This window comes from Microbacterium terrae (assembly GCF_017831975.1).
Taxonomy (GTDB): Bacteria; Actinomycetota; Actinomycetes; order Actinomycetales; family Microbacteriaceae; genus Microbacterium; species Microbacterium terrae.
Window position 1 is genome coordinate 489,570 of record NZ_JAFDSS010000001.1, and the last position, 18,974, is coordinate 508,543.

The following is an 18,974-nucleotide window of genomic DNA, read 5'->3' on the forward strand; positions in this document are numbered from 1 at the left end:
GGTGGGGAAACACTCCGGAATCTGCCGGGACCGACCGTGATGCCCGGTTAACTTGCACGTCAGGTACAACCGACGCGGCGGCCCGCCTCCCGTTTTTGTACCGAGTCTCACATTCGGTGCGACTGGGTGTCGCGGGTGGCGAGGTCGCCACCCGGCCCGGCAGACGACGGATGCCCCGACCCCCGCGCGCGGCGGGTCGGGGCATCCGTCTGTCTGACGACTCCGGCTCAGCTGAACTGGTTCATCGTGTTGTGCTGACCGCCGGCCTTGAGGGCCGCGTCTCCGGCGAAGTACTCCTTGTGGTTGTCGCCGATGTCGCTGCCCGCCATGTTCTGGTGCTTGACGGTCGCGATGCCCTCGCGGATCTCGCGGCGCTGCACGCCCTTCACGTACGCGAGCATCCCCTCGTCGCCGAAGTAGCCCTTCGCCAGGCTGTCGGTCGACAGCGCAGCCGTGTGGTAGGTCGGCAGGGTGATGAGGTGATGGAAGATCCCGGCGCGCGCGGCGCCGTCACGCTGGAACGTGCGGATCTTCTCGTCTGCCAGCCGGGCGAGCTCGGTCTCGTCGTAGTCGACGCTCATCAGGTCGGAACGGTCGTAGGCCGAGACATCCGCTCCCTGCTCGGCGAGCAGGTCGTAGGCCTGCTGGCGGAAGCTGAGCGTCCAGTTGAACGACGGGCTGTTGTTGTAGACGAGCTTCGCGTTCGGGATCTCCTCGCGGATCGCGTCGACCATGCCGGCGATCTGCTCGACGTGCGGCTTCTCGGTCTCGATCCAGAGCAGGTCGGCGCCGTTTCGCAGTGCCGTGATGCAGTCGAGCACCACGCGCTCCTCGCCGGTGCCGGGGCGGAACTGGTACAGGTTGCTCGCGAGGCGCTTGGGGCGCAGCAGCTTGCCGTCGCGCTTGATCACGACATCGCCGTTGCCGAGGTCGGACTCGGCGATCTCCTCGGCGTCGAGGAACGCGTTGTACCGGTCGCCGAGGTCGCCCGGCTGGTGGCTGACCGCGAGCTTCTGCGTCAGACTGGCGCCGAGCGAGTCGGTGCGGGCGACGATGATGCCGTTGTCGATGCCGAGCTCGAGGAACGCGTAGCGCACCGCATTGAGCTTGGCGATGAAGTCCTCGTGCGGAACCGTGACCTTGCCGTCCTGGTGGCCGCACTGCTTCTCGTCCGACACCTGGTTCTCGATCTGGATGGCGCACGCGCCCGCCTCGATCATCTTCTTGGCGAGGAGGTAGGTGGCCTCGGGGTTGCCGAAGCCGGCGTCGATGTCGGCGATGATCGGCACGACGTGCGTCTCGTACGTGTCGATCTGCGAGCGGATGAACTCGACCGCGGTGTCGTCGCCGGCGGCGCGGGCGTCGTCGAGCTTCGTGAAGAGCAGGTCGAGCTCGCGGGCGTCGGCCTGACGCAGGAAGGTGTAGAGCTCCTCGATGAGCGCCGGCACCGACGTCTTCTCGTGCATCGACTGGTCGGGCAGCGGTCCGAACTCCGAGCGGAGCGCGGCGACCATCCAACCCGACAGGTAGAGGTAGCGCTTGTTCGTCGTCTTCAGGTGCTTCTTGATCGAGATGAGCTTCTGCTGCCCGATGAAGCCGTGCCACACGCCCAGCGACTGGGTGTACACCGACGAGTCGGCGTCGTACTCGGCCATGTCGCGGCGCATGATGTCGGCGGTGTACTGCGCGATCTCGAGTCCGGTGCGGAAGCGGTTCTGCGCGCGCATGCGGGCGGCGGATTCGGGGTCGATGGCGCTCCAGGGGGAGCCGTGCTGCTCGGTGAGTGCGCGGATGGCCGCGAGGTCGTCCTGGTAGGTGGTCATGTCTCGTCCTTCGTCGAAGTGGTGGTCCGGTGCGCGCGAGCGTGCGGCTCGCGCGCACCGGAGAGGGGATGTCAGTCGGTCTCGACCAGGAAGCGCGAGTACGCCGGCAGCGTCAGGAACGCCGGGAACTCCTGACCGAGTGCGACGTCGCGGAAGATCTCGGCGGCATCGTCGAACCGGTCTCCGTCGCCGCGGTCGGCCGTGGCGAGCACCTCGTCGATCAGCCCCTCGATGTACTCGCGGGTGATCCGGGTGCCCTCGGCGGTCGAGCGGTCCTGGTGGATCCACTGCCACACCTGCGAGCGCGAGATCTCGGCCGTCGCGGCATCCTCCATCAGGTTGTCGATCGCGACGGCGCCGAGGCCCCGCAGCCACGCCTCGATGTAGCGGATCGCCACCGACACGTTGCCGTGCACGCCCTGCTCGGTCACCGGGCGACCGATGTGCACGTCGATGAGATCGGATGCCGCGACCTCCACCTCGGGGCGCTGCCGGTCGAGCTGGTTGGGCCGCTCGCCCAGGACCGCGTCGAACTCGGCGCGCGCGACGGGGATCAGGTCGGGGTGGGCCACCCACGTGCCGTCGAAGCCGTCGCCGGCCTCGCGCTTCTTGTCGGCGGCGACCTTCTCGAACGCGCGCTCGGTCACCTCGGGATCGCGGCGGTTCGGGATGAACGCGCTCATGCCGCCGATCGCGAAGGCGCCGCGCTTGTGGCACGTCTTCACCAGCAGCTCGGTGTAAGCCCGCATGAACGGAACCGTCATGGTGACTTCGCTCCGGTCGGGGAGCACGAAGCGCGCACCGCGGCCGCGGTAGTTCTTGATGATCGAGAAGATGTAGTCCCAGCGACCGGCGTTCAGCCCTGCGATGTGGTCGCGCAGCTCGAACAGGATCTCCTCCATCTCGAACGCCGCCGGCAGAGTCTCGATCAGCACCGTCGCGCGGATCGTGCCGTGCGGGATGCCGATGTACTCCTCGCTGAACGAGAAGATGTCGTCCCACAGCTTCGCCTCTTCGCTCGACTCGAGCTTGGCGATGTAGAAGTAGGGGCCGCGGCCGTTCTCGATGAGCTGCTTCGCGTTGTGGAAGAAGTAGAGCCCGTAGTCGACCAGCGAGCCCGACGCGTTCATCGTGCGACCGGTGCGGTCGGTGAAGCGGAGGTGGTTCTCGGTCAGGTGCCAGCCGCGCGGGCGCATCACGATGGTGGGCGTCTGCTCGGCGGTGACCTCGTAGCGCTTGCCCTCGGGGCTGGTGAAGCTCAGCTCGCCGCGGATCGCGTCGCGCAGCGACAGCTGACCCTCGATGACGTTCTTCCAGGTGGGGCTGGTGGCGTCCTCCTGGTCGGCGAGCCACACCTTGGCACCCGAGTTGAGCGCGTTGATCGTCATCTTCGGATCGGTGGGGCCGGTGATCTCCACACGGCGGTCCTCGAGTCCGGGGCCCGCGCCGGCGACCTGCCACTCCGCGTCCTCCCGGATGTGGGCGGTGTCGCTGCGGAACTGCGGGTCGTGGCCGTTGCCGACCTCGAACCGGCGGCGCATGCGGTCGGCGAGGCGGTCGTGGCGGCGCGAACCGAACCGCTGGTGCAGCTCCGTGAGGAACGCGATCGCATCGGGGGTGAGGATCTCGTCGTAGCGGTCGCGGATCGGCCCGGCGATCTCGATCGTGGGCTGGTGGGTCTGCGTGGGGATGGGTCCGGTGCGAGTGCGCATCGGGGTGGCGGTGGCGGGAGTCATGACTCTGCCTTCCTGTGAGCGGGAGCGGTGAAAATCGTCGGGATGCCCCGATCCGGCGTGTGCGCCGGCTCCGGGTCTCCCGTGATCCGCGTTTCCGGATCGTTGGGTGGTGGGCCGTGAGACCACTCTGCGGTGAAGTTCAGGTGCCGACCCGACGAAATCCGGTGTGAAGTTTTCGCTAATTTCTGCATTCGTGACAGAATCGCCCCATGACGACGACGTTCACCCGCGACGCGCGCAGCGAAGATCACGACGATGAAGTGGTGGATGCACTCACCATCGGCCGGCGGATCCGGCAGCTGCGAACCGACCGCGGAATGACCCTGGAAGAGCTCGCGACCGCCGTCGAGCGCGCACCGAGCCAGCTGTCGATGATCGAGAACGGCCGCCGCGAGCCGCGGCTCACCCTCCTGCAGTCGATCGCGCGGGCGCTGGGCACGACGCTCGACGCCCTGCTCGAATCGGAGCCCCTCGACGAGCGGTCCACCCTCGAGATCCAGCTCGAGCGTGCGATGCGCGGCCAGACCTACCAGGCGCTCGGCATCGCGCCGTTCCGCATCGGCAAGACCGTCCCGACCGAGGCGCTGCGGGCGATGCTGGCGCTGCAGGGCGAGATCGAGCGGCTCCGCGACGAGCGGGCGGCGACCCCCGAAGAGGCCCGGCGGGCGAACGTGGCGCTGCGGCGACTCATGCGCACGCAGAACAACTACTTCGCCGACCTCGAGGGCCACGCCCGGCGCATCCTCGACGCTGTCGACCACCCCGGAGGCCCGCTCACCCAGCGGACGGCATCCGACATCGCCGCGCATCTCGGCTTCACGCTCCACTACGTGGCAGACCTGCCGCAGACGACGCGGTCGGTGGCTGACATCAAGAACGGCCGGCTGTACCTGTCGAGCAGGCTCGCGTCGAAGGGCGACCCCCGCACGGCCGTGCTGCAGGCGCTGTCGAGCCGCATCCTCGGGCACACCGAGCCCACCTCGTACGCCGAGTTCCTGCGCCAGCGCGTGGAGACGAACTACCTCACCGGCGCGCTCCTCATCCCCGAGGCGCACGTCGTCCCGTTCCTCCAGGATGCCAAGAGCGATCGCGCGATCTCGATCGAAGACCTGCGCGACGCCTACTCGGTGTCGTACGAGACCGCGGCGCACCGCTTCACCAACCTCGCGACCATGCACCTCGGCATCCCGGTGCACTTCCTGAAGGTGCACGAGTCGGGCACCATCACGAAGGCGTACGAGAACGACGACGTCAACTTCCCCACCGACCGCCTCGGCTCGATTGAGGGTCAGATGTGCTGCCGCAAGTGGACCTCGCGCGTCGTCTTCGACGAAGACGACCACTTCAACCCGTACTACCAGTACACCGACACCGGCAACGGCACGTACTGGTGCACCGCACGCGTCGAGCTGTCGAGCGAGGGTGCGCACTCGGTGTCGGTCGGGGTGCGGTTCGACGACACGAAGTGGTTCCTCGGGCGCGACACCCAGAACCGCGGAGTGTCGAAGCACTCGGTCGAGGCCTGCTGCCGCCGGGCGCCCGCCGACCTCGAGGCATCCTGGCGCGAGAACTCGTGGCCGAACGTCCGCACCCCGCGCACGCTGCTGGCGACCCTCCCCACCGGCGCCTTCCCCGGCGTCGACACCACCGACGTGTACGAGTTCCTCGAGGCCCACGCCCCGCGCTGACGCACGCGAACCCGATCAGAACGTCTGGCGCAAGCGCCAGCCTGCGCGAATCGTCGCCCGGCAGATGTCCTGATCTGGCGGAAGCGGCAGCGCGGCGTGAGGCCGGGCGCGCAGGCCGGGCGCGCGCGCAGGGCCGGGTCAGTGCCGGCCGGCGACGACGTCGACGACGGATGCCGGCCACGCGGTGCGATCCGACGAGCCCGAGGCCTCGATGCGGTCGGCCCAGTGGTACGCGGTGTAGATCGCGTTGACGGCCGTCCAGCGCAGCGGCTCGACCTCCCAGCGCTTCGCGCGATGGCCGACCCACGGAAGACGCACGAGGTCGGTGTCGCGGCCGAGCACCAGGTCGGCGAGCGTGCGGCCGGCGAGGTTCGTGGCGGTGACGCCGGTGCCGACGTAGCCTCCCGCCCACCCGAGCCCCGTGGCGCGGTCGTGGCCGACGGTGGCGGCCCAGTCGCGCGGCACGCCGAGCACCCCGGCCCAGGCGTGAGCGATCGGCACGCCCGCGGCATCCGGGAAGAACTCACGGAGCAGCCGCGTGAGCGAGGCGATCGTGCGCTCCTGGGTGCGCCCGTCCGAGTCCACGCGCGAGCCGAAGCGGTACGGCACGCCGCGCCCGCCGAAGGCGATGCGGTCGTCGGCCGTGCGCTGGGCGTACATGTAGACGTGCGCGTAGTCGCCGAGGGTCTCGCGGCCGCTCCAGCCGACGGCATCCCAGAACGACGCGGGCAGGGGATCGGTCACGATCATCGACGAGTTCATCGGCAGCCAGGTGCGGTGCTCCCCGGCGAGGTCGGGCGTGAACCCCTCGGTCGCGCGGATGACGTGCGTCGCGCGCACGGTGCCGTGGTCGGTGATCGCCCGCCCCGGCTCGATCCGGCTCACGCGGGTCTGCTCGTGGATGCGCACACCGAGCCGCTCGACGGTCTCGGCGAGACCGCGGGCGAGTCTGGCGGGGTGGATGCGGGCACAGTGCGGGTGCCACGTGCCGCCCAGCGTCCCCGAGACGCCGATGCGGGAAGCCGCGTCCGCGGCGTCGAGCAGCTGCAGGTCGGTGTGGGGCTGAGTCTGCTCCGAGGCGGCGTGGGCGCGCAGCCGGGTGAGCTGGGACGGCGTCCTCGCCACCTCGAACTCGCCGCCTTTGACGATGTCGGCGTCGATGCCCTCGCGTGCGGCGACGGCGATGACCTCGTCGACCGACTCGTTGAGGGCGCGCTGCTGCGCGGCGCCGCGCTCGCGCCCGTAGCGGGCTCGGCCGCCGGTCACCGAGTTGGTGAGCCAGCCGCCGTTGCGGCCGGATGCTCCGAACCCGGCGAAGCGCTGCTCGAGCACCGTGACGCGGAGGTCGGGCTGGAGCGTCTTGAGGTAGTACGCGGTCCACAGGCCCGTGTATCCGCCGCCGACGATCGCGACGTCGGTCTCGAGATCGCCGGTGAGAGATGCCCGCGGGGTCGGCGCGCCGCCGAGATCGCGCCACCACCACGAGATGTCGCCGTTGGGCACTGCGGTCGGGTCCATCCGTCCATCTTCACGGGGAGTGCGCGGGCGATGCATCCGGAGTCGGGCTCTGTGCCGGGCGATCCGTCCGCGTTTCGTCTCGCTGCGCTCGCTCAACGACCGGGAGGTGGGCTGCAGCTCGCTCAACGACCGGGAGGTGGGCTGCGCTCGCTCAACGACCGGGAGGTGGGCTGCAGCTCGCTCAACGGCCGGGAGGTGGGCTGCGCTCGCTCAACGACCGGGAGGTGGGCCGCAGCTCGCTCAGCGACCGGGAGGTGGGCTGCAGCTCGCTCAGCGACCGGGAGGCAGCGTCACGCGGGTCCGATCAGCGGGAGGGCGCGTCGAGCGCGCGCAGCGCCGCCCACAGCTCGGCGCGCGTCGCGAAAGAGGCCAGGTCTCGCCCGAGCACACGGTCGACGGCTGCGAGCCGCGTGCGCACGGTGTGCCGGTGCACGCCGAGGGCCGTCGCTGTCGCCTCGTGCGAGCAGTCGTGGTCGAGCCAGCTCCGCAGCGTCTCGACGAGTCGCGCGCCCTGCGCCGCGTCGTGCTCGACGAGCGGAGCGAGCTCGGCGCGGGCGAGGGTGCGCGCCTCGTCGGAGAGCGCCGAGAGCACCCCCGAGCGCGCCACCTCGGCGAACGCCGTGATCGCGGCCGTTCCGCGGTCGCGCGCCGTGCGCGCCTGGCCGAGGGCATCAGCGAACGACTCGTACGCGGCGGGATCCGACAGCCCCGCGCGCACGGCGAACCGGTCGACGACCTCCTCGACCGCGGCGAGGTCGCCCGCCGACCCGACGATCACGAGCCCGTCGTCGATGCGTCCGAAGAACACCGCACCGCGTCGTTCGTCGGCGCGCAGCTCGAGGAGCTCGAGGATGCCGTCGACCCGCGCGGCCGCCGCGTCGGTGAGGGCGACGACCACGGGCGCCGCCGGGAGCGGTCCCCACAGGTCGCGCGAGATGCGGCGCGCGAGGGCGGGGTCGCCCGAGGCGAGGGAGTGCACGAGACCGGTCCGCAGCGACGTGCGCGCGCGCGACAGGCCCTGCTGCTGCTCGAGCGCGAGCCCCGCCATCGCGATCACCGACGTCACGACCCCGCGGCCCTCCTGGTCGAGGTCACCCGCCCCGATGGCGATGACACCGCGCAGGTGACCGCCGCGGCCGAGCGTCTGCAGGGAGAAGGGCGTCTCGCCCAGCCGCAGCGACGATCCGGCGCGGGCGCCGCGACGCAGCACCCCGTCGACCTCGTCGTGCAGCGCCGCCGCGGTGGCGGCATCCAGCCCCCCGATCGGATGCTCGCGCATCAGCTCGCCGGCGGCGTCGAACATGCCGACCCACGCATCGAGCTGCTTGGCGAGCTCGGCGACCGTCGCTCCGAACCCGTCGGGGCGCAGCGCGGCAAGGGCGATCGCGCGCTGCGCGGCGAGCGCCCAGCTGCGTCGGGAGTAGGCCTGCGCGGCGATCGCCTCGGCGTTCGCGCGGGCCACCGCGATGAACGGCGTCTCGTACGGGACCTCGAACAGCGGCATCCCGGCGGCGACGCACGCGTCGGCGAGGGTCTGGGGCACTCCCTCGCGCACCACCTCGGTGCCGAAGCCGAGGCCGACCACACCGCGGCCTGCGAGGCGCTCGACGTACTCGGCGTACTGCGCGTCGGGTCGCCCCTCGAACTGCGTGCCCGTCGTGAGCAGCACCAGCCCCTCCGACAGGAAGGGCGTCGGGTCGGCGAGGTCGGTGCTGTGCACCCAGCGCACCTCGCGGTCGAGGGCCTCCGTCGGCACCTGAGCGGTCTCCACGAGCCGCAGCCGCAGCGCCGGCCGCGACAGCAGGGCGCGCAGCGTGGGGGTCTCCGACGGCGATTCCACAGCGACTCCCGGGGGTAGAGGTGTACGAGGCGTACATGACGATACCGAGAATGTACGCGGAGGCGGGTGCGGGGGCGCCGATGCCCCGCCTACGCTCGCGAGCATGACCGCAGCCGACACCCTCACCACCACGCCCCTCGGCGGGCCGAGCCTTCCCCAGGAGCGGCGTCTCGTCACCAGCATCCCGGGTCCGCGCTCGCAGCAGCTGCTGGAGCGCAAGGCGGCCGCCGTCGCGGCGGGCGTCGGCCACACCGCACCGATCGAGGCCGTCGCCGCGGGCGGCGGCGTCGTCGTCGACGCCGACGGCAACTCGCTCATCGACCTCGGCTCGGGCATCGCCGTCACGAGCGTCGGCAACGCGCACCCGAAGGTCGTCGAGGCCGTGCAGGCGCAGGTCGCGCAGTTCACCCACACCTGCTTCATGGTCTCGCCGTACGAGTCGTACGTCGCCGTCGCCGAGGCGCTCAATCGCATCACGCCCGGCGACCACGCCAAGAAGAGCGCACTGTTCAACTCCGGCGCCGAGGCAGTCGAGAACGCGATCAAGATCGCCCGCAAGTTCACGAAGAAGCCGGCCGTCGTGGCGTTCGACCACGGCTACCACGGCCGCACCAACCTCACCATGGCGCTCACAGCCAAGGCGATGCCGTACAAGAGCGGGTTCGGCCCGTTCGCCTCCGAGATCTATCGCGCCCCGCTCTCGTACCCCTACCGCGACGGGCTGAGCGGAGCGGATGCCGCGGCCAAGGCCATCTCGATCATCGAGAAGCAGGTCGGTGCAGACAACCTCGCCGCCGTGATCATCGAGCCCATCCAGGGCGAGGGCGGCTTCATCGTGCCCGCCGACGGCTTCCTGCCCGCGATCGTCGACTGGTGCCGCGCGAACGACGTGGTCTTCATCGCCGACGAGATCCAGACCGGCTTCGCCCGCACCGGCGCGATGTTCGCCAGCGAGATCTTCGGCATCGTCCCCGACCTCATCACGACGGCCAAGGGCATCGCGGGCGGCTTGCCGCTCGCGGCGGTGACCGGCCGCGCCGAGATCATGGATGCCTCGCACGCGGGCGGCCTCGGCGGCACATACGGCGGCAACCCCGTCGCCTGTGCGGCGGCGCTCGCCTCGATCGAGGCGTTCGAGACCGAGGGCCTCATCGAGCGGGCGCGCGAGATCGGCGCGATCCTCACCGAGCGACTCACGCAGATCCAGGCGGGCGACCCCCGCGTGGGCGACGTGCGCGGGCACGGCGCGATGATCGCCGCCGAGTTCGTCACGGCCGACGGGTCGCCTGACGCAGCCCTCACCGCTGCGGTCGCCAAGGCCTGCATCGCGGAGGGCGTCATCGTGCTCACCTGCGGCACTTACGGGAACGTGATCCGCTTCCTCCCGCCGCTGGCCATCACCGACGACCTGCTCCACGAGGGCATCGACGTCGTCGCCGCAGCGCTCGCCGCATCCTGACGGGCGTTTCGTCTCCTCGCTGAGCTCGTCGCTCGACGGCCGGGTGGCTCTGCCGCCGAGACAGACATCCATCCACTTCTCATCTGACGAAGGAGTCCCCATGACCGAGATCACGCGTGATGTCGTCATCGTCGGTGCCGGCGCAGCCGGACTGACAGCGGCCAACGAACTGAAGAAGGCCGGGCTCTCGGTCGTGGTGCTCGAGGCGCGCGACCGCGTCGGCGGGCGCCTGTGGACCGATGTGGTCGACGGGGCGATGCTCGAGATCGGCGGCCAGTGGGTGTCGCCCGATCAGGATGCCCTCAAGGAGACCCTCGCAGAGCTGGGGCTCGAGACGTACAGCCGCTATCGCGAGGGCGACTCGGTCTACATCGGGCCGAACGGTGAGCTGACGCGCTTCACGGGGGAGATCTTCCCGGTGGCGCCCGAGACCGAGAAGGAGATCGTGCGCCTCATCGAGGTGCTCGACGACCTCGTCGCCCAGGTCGATCCCGATCGGCCCTGGGAGCATCCGGATGCCGAGGCGCTCGACCGCATCTCGTTCGAGGCCTGGCTCGAGGAGCAGACCGAAGACCAGGAGGCGCGCGACAACATCGCCCTCTTCATCGCCGGTGCGATGCTCACCAAGCCCGCCTACGCCTTCTCGGCGCTGCAGGCGCTGCTCATGGCCGCCAGCGCCGGCAGCTTCAGCCACCTGGTCGACGCCGACTTCATCCTCGACGAGCGCGTGATCGGCGGTCTCCAGCAGGTTCCGCTGCTGCTCGCCGAGCGCCTCGGCGACGACGTGATGCTCGACCAGCCCGTCACCGAGGTGCACTGGTCCGACCCCTCGACAGGCTCGGGCGACGGCGTGCGGATCGTCACCGACAACGGCCTCGAGGTGCGCGCGCGGTACGCGATCCTCGCCCACGCGCCGATCCTCTACCCCTGGATCGAGTTCGTCCCCGCACTTCCGCGCCTCAAGCAGCAGATGCACCAGCACATCTCGATGGGGTTCGTGATCAAGGTCCACGCCGTCTACGACCGCCCGTTCTGGCGCGAGCAGGGGCTGTCGGGCACGGCGTTCAGTCCCTATGAGATCTCGCACGAGGCGTACGACAACACCAACCACGGCGACGAGCGCGGAACCCTGGTCGGCTTCGTGTCGGACCGCAACGCCGACGACCTGTTCCGGGTGTCGGCGGAGGAGCGCAAGGAGCGCATCCTCGAGTCGCTGTCGCACTACTACGGCCCGGAGGCGAAGAACCCGGTGGTGTACTTCGAGAGCGACTGGGGAGCAGAGGAGTGGACCCGCGGCGCCTACGCCGCGAGCTTCGACCTCGGCGGGCTCGCACGCTACGGCGCAGACCTGCGCACCCCCGTCGGTCCGATCCACTTCGCCTGCAGCGACATGGCGGGCGCCGGCTACCAGCACGTCGACGGGGCGGTGCGCATGGGGCGCCTCGTCGCGTCGAACATCGTGGAAGCTGCGCGGCGATGAGCCCGCACATCGTCGTCGGGTACACGGCGACGGATGCCGGAGCCGACGCCGTCTCCGTCGGCGCGCGCCTCGCGCAGGCGATGGGCGCCGTCGTCGACCTGATCGTCGTGCTGCCGGGGGAGGAGCGCAGCGTCATCACGCCGCCCGACGCCGGCTATGACCGGTACCTGTTCGCCCAGGCCGAGGCGTGGCTCGCCGAAGCGGCGGCGGGGATCCCGGATGCCGTCACCCGGCGTACTCACGTGCGCTACGCGGAGTCGTTCGCCGAGGGCCTCGTGGCCGCGGCCGGCGAGCTCGGCGCCTCGCACATCGTGGTGGGCGCGGCCAACGGCGGCATCCGCGGGCGGCACCGCCTCGGCACCGTGGCATCCGAACTCCTCCACTCCAGCGACGTGCCGGTCGTGCTGGCTCCCGAGGGCTCGCGCCGGATCGATCCCGGCACCGGAGTGACCCGCATCACCACGGCCATCGGCACGCGTCCCGGCGCGGACGCGCTCATGGACGAGAGCGTCGCGCTGGCGACCGCGACGGGCTCCGAGCTGCGTCTGCTGTCGCTCGTCTCGGTCGACCTCCCCGCGACGGTCGACACAGGGGTGATCCGGCTCGCCGGAGCCGCCCACGCAGACGACGTGCTCGGCACGGCGCTCGACGCGCTGCCCGACGGCATCGAGGCCGATGTCGTCATCGCCCGCGGCGAGAGCATCGAAGACGCGGTCGCGAACCTCGGGTGGGAGCCCGGAGAGCTCGCGGTCGTCGGCTCGAGCCGGCTGGCCCAGCCACGCAGGCTCTTCCTCGGCTCGACTGCGGCGAAGATGCTGCACGAACTGCCGGTTCCCATGATCGTCGTGCCGCGCACCCGCGGTGCACAGCAGGAAGGGGCGCAGCGATGACCGCTTCCCCCGGCGCGGGAGCGCCTCTCGCACCCGCCGGAGAACAGCCCACCGGAGGGCTCTCCAGCAAGGGCCTCTCCGCAGGCACGGTCGGGCTCATCGGCGCGGTCGTCATCGGCATCTCGTGCATCGCCCCGGCGTACACCCTCACCGCGGCGCTCGGTCCGACGGTGTCGGAGGTCGGCTTCCAGGTGCCCGCGATCATCCTGCTCGGGTTCATCCCGATGCTGCTCGTCGCCTTCGGCTACCGCGAGCTCAACCGCACGATGCCCGACTCGGGCACCTCGTTCACCTGGGCCGCGCGCGCGTTCGGCCCGTGGGTGGGCTGGATGGCCGGCTGGGGCCTCATCGCCGCGACCATCCTGGTGCTCTCGAACCTCGCCGGCATCGCGGTGGAGTTCCTGTTCCTGCTGATCGACCAGATCGCCGGCAGCCCCGGCACGATCGCCGAGCTCGCATTCAACCCGTTCATCAATGTGGCGGTGTGCCTGCTCTTCATGCTCGCCGCGACGTACATCTCGTACCGCGACATGCAGACGACGCAGAAGCTGCAGTACTTCCTGGTGAGCTTCCAGGTGCTGGTGCTGATCGTCTTCTCGATCGCGGCGTTCGTGCACGTCGCGAACGGCACCGCGTTCGATGCGAGCCCGGTGGAGGCATCCTGGTTCAACCCGTTCGTGGTGACCCCGACCATCGCCGTCGTCGCCGGTCTCTCGCTCTCGATCTTCATCTTCTGGGGGTGGGACGTCACCCTCACCATGAACGAGGAGACGAAGGACCCCGAGCGCACGCCCGGGCGGGCAGCGACCGTCACCGTGATCACGATCGTGACGCTGTACCTGCTGATCTCGGTCGCGCTGCTCTCGTTCGCCGGCACCGGCGAGTCGGGGCTCGGCCTCGGCAACCCCGACATCCAGGCCAACGTCTTCTTCTACCTGTCGGGGCCGATCCTGGGGCCCCTCGCCTTCCTCGTGTCGCTCGCCGTGCTGACGAGTTCCGCATCGTCGCTGCAGTCCACCTTCGTGGGTCCGGCGCGGACGCTCCTGGCGATGGGGCACTACGGCGCGCTCCCGCCGGCGTTCGCCCGCGTCTCGCCGCGGTTCTTCACGCCGGGCTACGCCACGATCGTCTCTGCCATCGTCGCGTCGGTGTTCTACGCCGTCATGCGATTCCTCAACGAGAACGTGCTGTGGGACACGATCACCACCCTCGGCATGATGATCTGCTTCTACTACGGCATCACCGCCTTCGCGTGCGTCTGGTACTTCCGCAAGCAGTGGATGGACTCGGTGCGCACGTTCTTCTTCACGCTGCTGTTCCCGCTCGTGGGCGGCATCATCCTCGCGGCGCTGTTCGTGATCACGCTCGTCGAGAGCCTCGACCCCGACTACGGCAGCGGAACCGAGTGGTTCGGCGTCGGAAGCGTCTTCGTGCTCGGCGTCGGGATCATCGGCATCGGGCTCATCGTGATGATCTGGCAGGCGATCAAGCGTCCGGCATTCTTCCGTGGCGAGACACTTGCTTTGGATGCTCCCGAGAGCCTTCGCCGCACCCGCCGCTGACGGCAGACTGTACCCACACCCGATCGGAGAGAGAGCACAATGAGCGACTACGCCGTCGTCAACCCGGCTACCGGTGAGACCCTGGCCACGTACCCGACGATCACCGACGAGGCGCTGGAGGCCGCGATCGCGCAGGCCGACACCGCCTACCGCGCCTGGCGCGACACGTCGGTGGCCGAGCGCGCCGCGAAGATCCGGCGCGTCGCCGAGCTCCACCGCGAGCGCCGCGACGAGCTCGCGGCGATCATCGTGCGCGAGGTGGGCAAGACCCTCGCCGCGGCCGAGGGTGAGGTCGACTTCGCCGCCGACATCACCGAGTTCTACGCCGACAACGCCGAGAAGATCACGGCCGACCAGCCGCTCGAGATCCTCGCCGAGGGCACGGCGGTCATCCGCCGCTCGCCGCTCGGGGTGCTGCTCGGGATCATGCCGTGGAACTTCCCGTACTACCAGGTGGCGCGCTTCGCGGCCCCGAACATCGTCGTCGGCAACACGATCATCCTCAAGCACGCACCGCAGTGCCCCGAGTCTTCGGCTGCGATCGAGCAGATGTACCGCGATGCAGGGCTCGAGGGCGTGTACATCAACGTGTACGCCACCAACGATCAGGCGGCGACGATCATCGCCGACAAGCGCGTGCAGGGCGTCTCGGTGACGGGGTCCGAGCGCGCCGGCGCCGCAGTTGCCTCGCTCGCGGGCCAGAACCTCAAGAAGGTCGCCCTCGAGCTCGGCGGGTCCGACCCGTTCATCGTGCTGTCGACCGACGACCTCGACGGCACCGTCGCGGCGGCCGTCGAGGCGCGCATGGACAACAACGGCCAGTCCTGCAACGCGCCCAAGCGCTTCATCGTGGGGGAGGACCTCTACGACGCCTTCCTCGAGAAGTTCGCGGCGGCCATGGCAGAGCAGAAGCTCGGCGACCCGTTCGCCGAAGACACCCTGCTCGGACCGCTCTCGTCGCTGGCCGCGGCCGAGCGACTGCAGGAGCAGGTCGACCGCGCGGTCTCGCAGGGCGCGACGCTCGTCATCGGCGGAGGCCGCGACGGCGCGTTCTACGAGCCCACGGTGCTCACCGGAGTCACCAGCGACATGGACGTCTACCGCGAAGAGCTCTTCGGCCCCGCGGGCGTCGTCTACAAGGTGTCGGGCGAAGACGAGGCGGTCGCGGTCGCCAACGACACGTCGTACGGCCTCGGGTCGTACGTGTACACGACGGATGCCGCGCAGGCCGAGCGCGTCGCCGAGAAGATCGACGCGGGCATGGTCTACGTCAACCTCGTGCTCGCCGACTCGCCCGAGCTGCCGTTCGGCGGCGTGAAGCGCTCCGGCACCTCGCGCGAGATGGGCCTGCTCGCAGCCGACGAGTTCGTCAACAAGAAGCTGATCCGCGTCGCTCCGTGACGCGGTCCGTCTCGTCGCGTCGAGCAGGCGCGGCGAGACGGAGCGTGTCAGTCGGTCTCGGCGGCCGCACGCGCCTCGGCGAGGGCCTCATCGGCCCACTGCACCTGCTGCGGTGTCCCCCAGCGCACGGCCGCGTCGCGAGCGGCCTCGAACGCGCTGATCGCCTCCTGCGGGCGCCCGGCGTCGAGGTGACCCCAGCCGGCGTTGCTGTGCAGCGAGACGCGCCAGCGCAGCGTGCGCGGGTCGTCGACGCCGTCGAGCGCGTCGAGGGCCTGCTGCGTCCATGTCTCGGCCTGGTCGGGCTCGGCGATCGCCAGCATGTGCAGGGCGTCGACCTGCAGGAACACCAGACCGTCGACGGATGCCGCGTCCACCGCGGCGAGGAAGTACGACGCCGCCGTCTGCGGGGCGCCCGCCGAATTGCGCACGCGCCCGCGCTCGAGAGCGGCGCGGGCGGCGACCGCCGGCGTCGTCACCTCGACGGCGTCGAGCACCGCGTCGGCGTCGTCGAAGCGCCCCTGCAGGCCCCGGGCGCGCGCGACCTGCGTCAGGAGCTCGCTGCGCTGGTCGGCATCCGTCGCCGCGTCCGCCGCCGCCTGCAGACGGACCTCCGACGCCGCCGGGTCGGAGTAGTCCCACAGGTCGTCGAGGGTGCGCTGCGCGAGGGTCACGTCGGCATCGTAGCCCCGCCGCCGACGCGCCCGCGGGGCGGCCCCGGTTCGCGACCCCTCGGGGCATGCCGTATGCTTGTAGATGCAGTAGAAGTCTGCATTCTTTCGCCGTGCCCGCCTGTCGGGTGGGTCTTCCTCTCAGGAGATCGTGGTGAGATGGTGCGGGCGACCCGGATCCGACGGATCTTAGGGCGGTAGCTCAATTGGCAGAGCAGCGGTCTCCAAAACCGCAGGTTGCAGGTTCGATTCCTGTCCGCCCTGCGCGTCAGCGTGAGCTGGCACATGGAAGGTAATCAGGTGGCATCGATGGTCCAGGACGAGCCTCAGGGCGAGATCGTCGCGGCGAACGGCAGTGCACCCCGCGAGAAGAAGCCCAACGTCTTCTCCCGGATCGCGCTGTTCGTCCGACAGGTCTTCGCGGAGCTTCGCAAGGTCGTCACCCCGACACGCCAGGAACTGCTGAAGTACACCGGCGTCGTGCTCGGGTTCGTCGTCGTGATGATGGCGATCGTCTACGGCCTCGACGTCCTGTTCGTGTGGGTCATGCAGTACGTGTTCGGGGCCCCCGGCGCCGCCTGAGCCCACTGAGCTCGGGACGCGGTCGGGCAGCGCCCGCCGCGGACGGAACGGAAGAGAACGCAAAGTGTCTGAAAGATATGTCGACGACGCCGACTGGGCGACGGCAGCAGAGCAGAGCTCGGAAGACGATGAGGCCCAGGAGGGCAACATCCTCGCCGAGGAAGACGCCGCCAACACCGCGGCCGAGCACGTCGCCATCCACGTGGTGGACGACGAAGACGCTGACGGCGACGACGAAGACCTGGACGACATCGACGACCCGGAGGCTGACGCCATCGTGAACGACGCTCTGAACCTCGACGAGACCGCAGAGTCCGAGGCGGCTGCCGAGGTGCTCAACGACTCGATCGCCGAAGAGGTGGAAGAGCTCGAGGCGCAGGCCGCATCCGAGGTCACCCCCTACGACGGTCCCGACGTGAACGGCGACGAAGACGAGGCGCCGTCCGACGAGGACGAGGACCCGTACGAGGCGTTCCGCACCGAGCTGCGCCTCCTCCCGGGCAAGTGGTACGTCATCCACTCCTACGCCGGTTTCGAGCGCAAGGTGAAGGCCAACATCGAGCAGCGCAAGTCGACGCTCGAGGTCGAGGAGGACATCTACCAGATCGAGGTCCCCATGGAGGACGTCGTCGAGATCAAGAACGGTCAGCGCAAGATGGTCACGCGCGTCCGGATCCCCGGCTACGTGCTCGTGCGCATGGAGCTCAACGAAGACACCTGGTCGGTCGTGCGCCACACCCCCGGCGTCACCGGCTTCGTGGGCAACGCCCACAACCCGACCCCCCTCCGTTTCGAGGAGGCCTTCAACATGCTGAAGAGCCTCGTCGAGATCAAGGAGGTCGCGCCGGCCAAGGGCGCCGCAGCCAAGGGCTCGGCGACGCAGGCCCGCAGCGTGGTCACCGAGGTCGACTTCGAGATCGGCGAGACGATCACCATCAAGGAAGGCTCGTTCGCCGGTCTCCCCGGTTCGATCAGCGAGATCAAGCCCGAGAGCGGCAAGCTCACCGTGCTCGTCTCCCTCTTCGAGCGCGAGACCCCCGTCGAGCTGTCGTTCGACCAGGTCACCAAGCAGTAATCGCAGACTTCCCGGGTTCCGCCCGGGGGAACCGCTGTCCGGAGATGCCGGACGTGCGGGAGAAGGGATGCCGCCAGGCATCCGTTCGATGAAAGGAAGAAAGAATGGCACCGAAGAAGAAGGTGACCGGCCTGATCAAGCTTCAGATCAACGCCGGTGCAGCCAACCCGGCGCCGCCGATCGGCCCCGCGCTCGGTCAGCATGGCGTCAACATCATGGAGTTCTGCAAGGCGTACAACGCCGCGACCGAGTCGCAGCGCGGCAACGTCATCCCCGTGGAGATCACCGTCTACGAGGACCGCAGCTTCACGTTCATCCTGAAGACTCCGCCGGCAGCTGAGCTCATCAAGAAGGCCGCCGGCGTGCCCAAGGGTTCGTCGACGCCGCACACGGTCAAGGTCGCCAAGCTCACCAAGGAGCAGGTGCGACAGATCGCCGAGACGAAGATGCCCGACCTGAACGCCAACGACATCGAGGCCGCCTCGCTGATCATCGCCGGCACCGCCCGTTCCATGGGCATCACGGTCGAGGACTGAGGGGAACAACAACCATGGCTACCAAGTCCAAGGCCTTCCAGGCCGCTGCCGCCAAGATCGAGGCGGACAAGTTCTACACTCCCACCGAGGCAGTGACCCTCGCCAAGGAGACCGGTTCGGCGAAGTTCGACTCGACCGTCGAGGTCGCGCTCAAGCTCTCGGTCGACCCGCGCAAGGCTGACCAGATGGTGCGCGGCACCGTCATCCTCCCGCACGGCACCGGCAAGACCGCCCGCGTCATCGTGTTCGCGACGGGTCCGGCCGCTGAGGCCGCGATCGCCGCGGGTGCTGACGAGGTCGGCGGCGCCGAGCTCATCGAGAAGGTGGCCGGCGGCTGGACCGCGTTCGACGCCGCCGTCTCGACCCCCGAGCTCATGGGCCAGGTCGGTCGCCTGGGCAAGGTGCTCGGCCCCCGTGGCCTCATGCCCAACCCGAAGACCGGCACCGTGACCCCCAACCCGGCCAAGGCCGTCGAGGAGATCAAGGGCGGCAAGATCGAGTTCCGCGTCGACAAGCACGCCAACGTGCACTTCGTCGTCGGCAAGGCCTCGTTCTCGGCCGAGCAGCTCGACGAGAACCTCCAGGCCGCGCTCGAGGAGATCGTGCGCCTGAAGCCCTCGAGCTCGAAGGGCCGCTACATCCAGAAGGGCGCTGTGTCGACCACGTTCGGCCCCGGCATCCCGCTGGACGTCAACGCCATCGTCTGAGTCTTCAGC

General features: G+C 69.7%; 15 protein-coding genes and 1 tRNA gene. 11 read left to right on the top strand and 5 right to left on the bottom strand.

The features are described 5' to 3' along the window. Window positions 1-227: 227 nt before the first annotated feature. Together JOD63_RS02165 and aceB are read right to left on the bottom strand one after the other, a co-directional pair. Window positions 228-1,823 (bottom strand): isocitrate lyase, encoded by a 1,596-nt coding sequence (locus tag JOD63_RS02165; RefSeq protein WP_045277256.1) that lies wholly within the window; start codon window positions 1,821-1,823, stop codon window positions 228-230. A 71-nt stretch (window positions 1,824-1,894) separates the two neighbouring features. After that, window positions 1,895-3,559, bottom strand: coding sequence for a malate synthase A (gene aceB, locus JOD63_RS02170; RefSeq protein WP_407664960.1), 1,665 nt, complete (start codon window positions 3,557-3,559; stop codon window positions 1,895-1,897). A gap of 209 nt (window positions 3,560-3,768) precedes the next feature. Here aceB and JOD63_RS02175 point away from each other — a divergent pair, with 209 nt between their 5' ends. Then, a complete protein-coding gene (locus tag JOD63_RS02175; protein ID WP_045277257.1) occupies window positions 3,769-5,247 on the top strand; it encodes a helix-turn-helix transcriptional regulator in 1,479 nt (492 codons plus the stop codon). Window positions 5,248-5,385: 138 nt separating this feature from the next. Here JOD63_RS02175 and JOD63_RS02180 read toward each other — a convergent pair whose 3' ends face one another. Both JOD63_RS02180 and JOD63_RS02185 read right to left on the bottom strand, forming a co-directional pair. Next, window positions 5,386-6,765 (bottom strand): NAD(P)/FAD-dependent oxidoreductase, encoded by a 1,380-nt coding sequence (locus tag JOD63_RS02180; protein ID WP_211088029.1) that lies wholly within the window; start codon window positions 6,763-6,765, stop codon window positions 5,386-5,388. 304 nt (window positions 6,766-7,069) lie between these two features. Then, the gene (locus JOD63_RS02185) at window positions 7,070-8,605 is read right to left on the bottom strand and encodes a PucR family transcriptional regulator (RefSeq protein ID WP_045277258.1); all 1,536 of its coding nucleotides are present in this window, start codon (window positions 8,603-8,605) and stop codon (window positions 7,070-7,072) included. Between the two features lie 103 nt (window positions 8,606-8,708). Between JOD63_RS02185 and gabT the strand changes: the two genes are divergently transcribed. The 5 genes from gabT (at window position 8,709) to JOD63_RS02210 (ending at window position 15,397) form a co-directional block, all read left to right on the top strand. Next, entirely contained in the window at window positions 8,709-10,064 is a 1,356-nt protein-coding gene (gene gabT / locus JOD63_RS02190) for a 4-aminobutyrate--2-oxoglutarate transaminase (protein WP_045277259.1), read from the top strand. A 100-nt stretch (window positions 10,065-10,164) separates the two neighbouring features. Next, entirely contained in the window at window positions 10,165-11,544 is a 1,380-nt protein-coding gene (locus JOD63_RS02195; RefSeq protein WP_045277260.1) for a flavin monoamine oxidase family protein, read from the top strand. Beyond that, a complete protein-coding gene (locus JOD63_RS02200) occupies window positions 11,541-12,434 on the top strand; it encodes a universal stress protein (RefSeq protein ID WP_045277261.1) in 894 nt (297 codons plus the stop codon). Before JOD63_RS02195 ends, JOD63_RS02200 begins: the two co-directional genes overlap by 4 nt. Further along, window positions 12,431-13,996 (top strand): APC family permease, encoded by a 1,566-nt coding sequence (locus tag JOD63_RS02205; RefSeq protein ID WP_045277262.1) that lies wholly within the window; start codon window positions 12,431-12,433, stop codon window positions 13,994-13,996. Before JOD63_RS02200 ends, JOD63_RS02205 begins: the two co-directional genes overlap by 4 nt. Before the next feature lie 39 nt (window positions 13,997-14,035). Next, the gene (locus JOD63_RS02210; RefSeq protein ID WP_045277263.1) at window positions 14,036-15,397 is read left to right on the top strand and encodes an NAD-dependent succinate-semialdehyde dehydrogenase; all 1,362 of its coding nucleotides are present in this window, start codon (window positions 14,036-14,038) and stop codon (window positions 15,395-15,397) included. A 47-nt stretch (window positions 15,398-15,444) separates the two neighbouring features. Here the strand turns inward: JOD63_RS02210 and JOD63_RS02215 are convergent, their stop codons facing one another. After that, the gene (locus JOD63_RS02215; RefSeq protein ID WP_045277264.1) at window positions 15,445-16,068 is read right to left on the bottom strand and encodes a hypothetical protein; all 624 of its coding nucleotides are present in this window, start codon (window positions 16,066-16,068) and stop codon (window positions 15,445-15,447) included. Window positions 16,069-16,256: 188 nt separating this feature from the next. Between JOD63_RS02215 and JOD63_RS02220 the strand changes: the two genes are divergently transcribed. The 5 genes from JOD63_RS02220 (at window position 16,257) to rplA (ending at window position 18,965) form a co-directional block, all read left to right on the top strand. Continuing rightward, window positions 16,257-16,329: transfer RNA gene (locus JOD63_RS02220), tRNA-Trp, on the top strand. 45 nt (window positions 16,330-16,374) lie between these two features. Continuing rightward, on the top strand, window positions 16,375-16,647 hold the full coding sequence (gene secE, locus JOD63_RS02225; protein ID WP_045277423.1) for a preprotein translocase subunit SecE: 273 nt from the start codon (window positions 16,375-16,377) through the stop codon (window positions 16,645-16,647). 64 nt (window positions 16,648-16,711) lie between these two features. After that, entirely contained in the window at window positions 16,712-17,722 is a 1,011-nt protein-coding gene (nusG, locus tag JOD63_RS02230) for a transcription termination/antitermination protein NusG (protein WP_045277265.1), read from the top strand. Between the two features lie 104 nt (window positions 17,723-17,826). Beyond that, window positions 17,827-18,258 (top strand): 50S ribosomal protein L11, encoded by a 432-nt coding sequence (gene rplK / locus JOD63_RS02235; protein ID WP_045277266.1) that lies wholly within the window; start codon window positions 17,827-17,829, stop codon window positions 18,256-18,258. 14 nt (window positions 18,259-18,272) lie between these two features. Next, a complete protein-coding gene (rplA, locus tag JOD63_RS02240; protein ID WP_045277267.1) occupies window positions 18,273-18,965 on the top strand; it encodes a 50S ribosomal protein L1 in 693 nt (230 codons plus the stop codon). Window positions 18,966-18,974: the final 9 nt, after the last annotated feature.

Coding starts and splice junctions, on each gene's coding strand:
- JOD63_RS02165 (WP_045277256.1), bottom strand. CDS start 1,823: ATGACCACCTACCAGGACGACCTCGCGGCCATCCGCGCACTCACCGAG.
- aceB (WP_407664960.1), bottom strand. CDS start 3,559: ATGACTCCCGCCACCGCCACCCCGATGCGCACTCGCACCGGACCCATC.
- JOD63_RS02175 (WP_045277257.1), top strand. CDS start 3,769: ATGACGACGACGTTCACCCGCGACGCGCGCAGCGAAGATCACGACGAT.
- JOD63_RS02180 (WP_211088029.1), bottom strand. CDS start 6,765: ATGGACCCGACCGCAGTGCCCAACGGCGACATCTCGTGGTGGTGGCGC.
- gabT (WP_045277259.1), top strand. CDS start 8,709: ATGACCGCAGCCGACACCCTCACCACCACGCCCCTCGGCGGGCCGAGC.
- JOD63_RS02195 (WP_045277260.1), top strand. CDS start 10,165: ATGACCGAGATCACGCGTGATGTCGTCATCGTCGGTGCCGGCGCAGCC.
- JOD63_RS02200 (WP_045277261.1), top strand. CDS start 11,541: ATGAGCCCGCACATCGTCGTCGGGTACACGGCGACGGATGCCGGAGCC.
- JOD63_RS02205 (WP_045277262.1), top strand. CDS start 12,431: ATGACCGCTTCCCCCGGCGCGGGAGCGCCTCTCGCACCCGCCGGAGAA.
- JOD63_RS02210 (WP_045277263.1), top strand. CDS start 14,036: ATGAGCGACTACGCCGTCGTCAACCCGGCTACCGGTGAGACCCTGGCC.
- secE (WP_045277423.1), top strand. CDS start 16,375: ATGGTCCAGGACGAGCCTCAGGGCGAGATCGTCGCGGCGAACGGCAGT.
- rplK (WP_045277266.1), top strand. CDS start 17,827: ATGGCACCGAAGAAGAAGGTGACCGGCCTGATCAAGCTTCAGATCAAC.
- rplA (WP_045277267.1), top strand. CDS start 18,273: ATGGCTACCAAGTCCAAGGCCTTCCAGGCCGCTGCCGCCAAGATCGAG.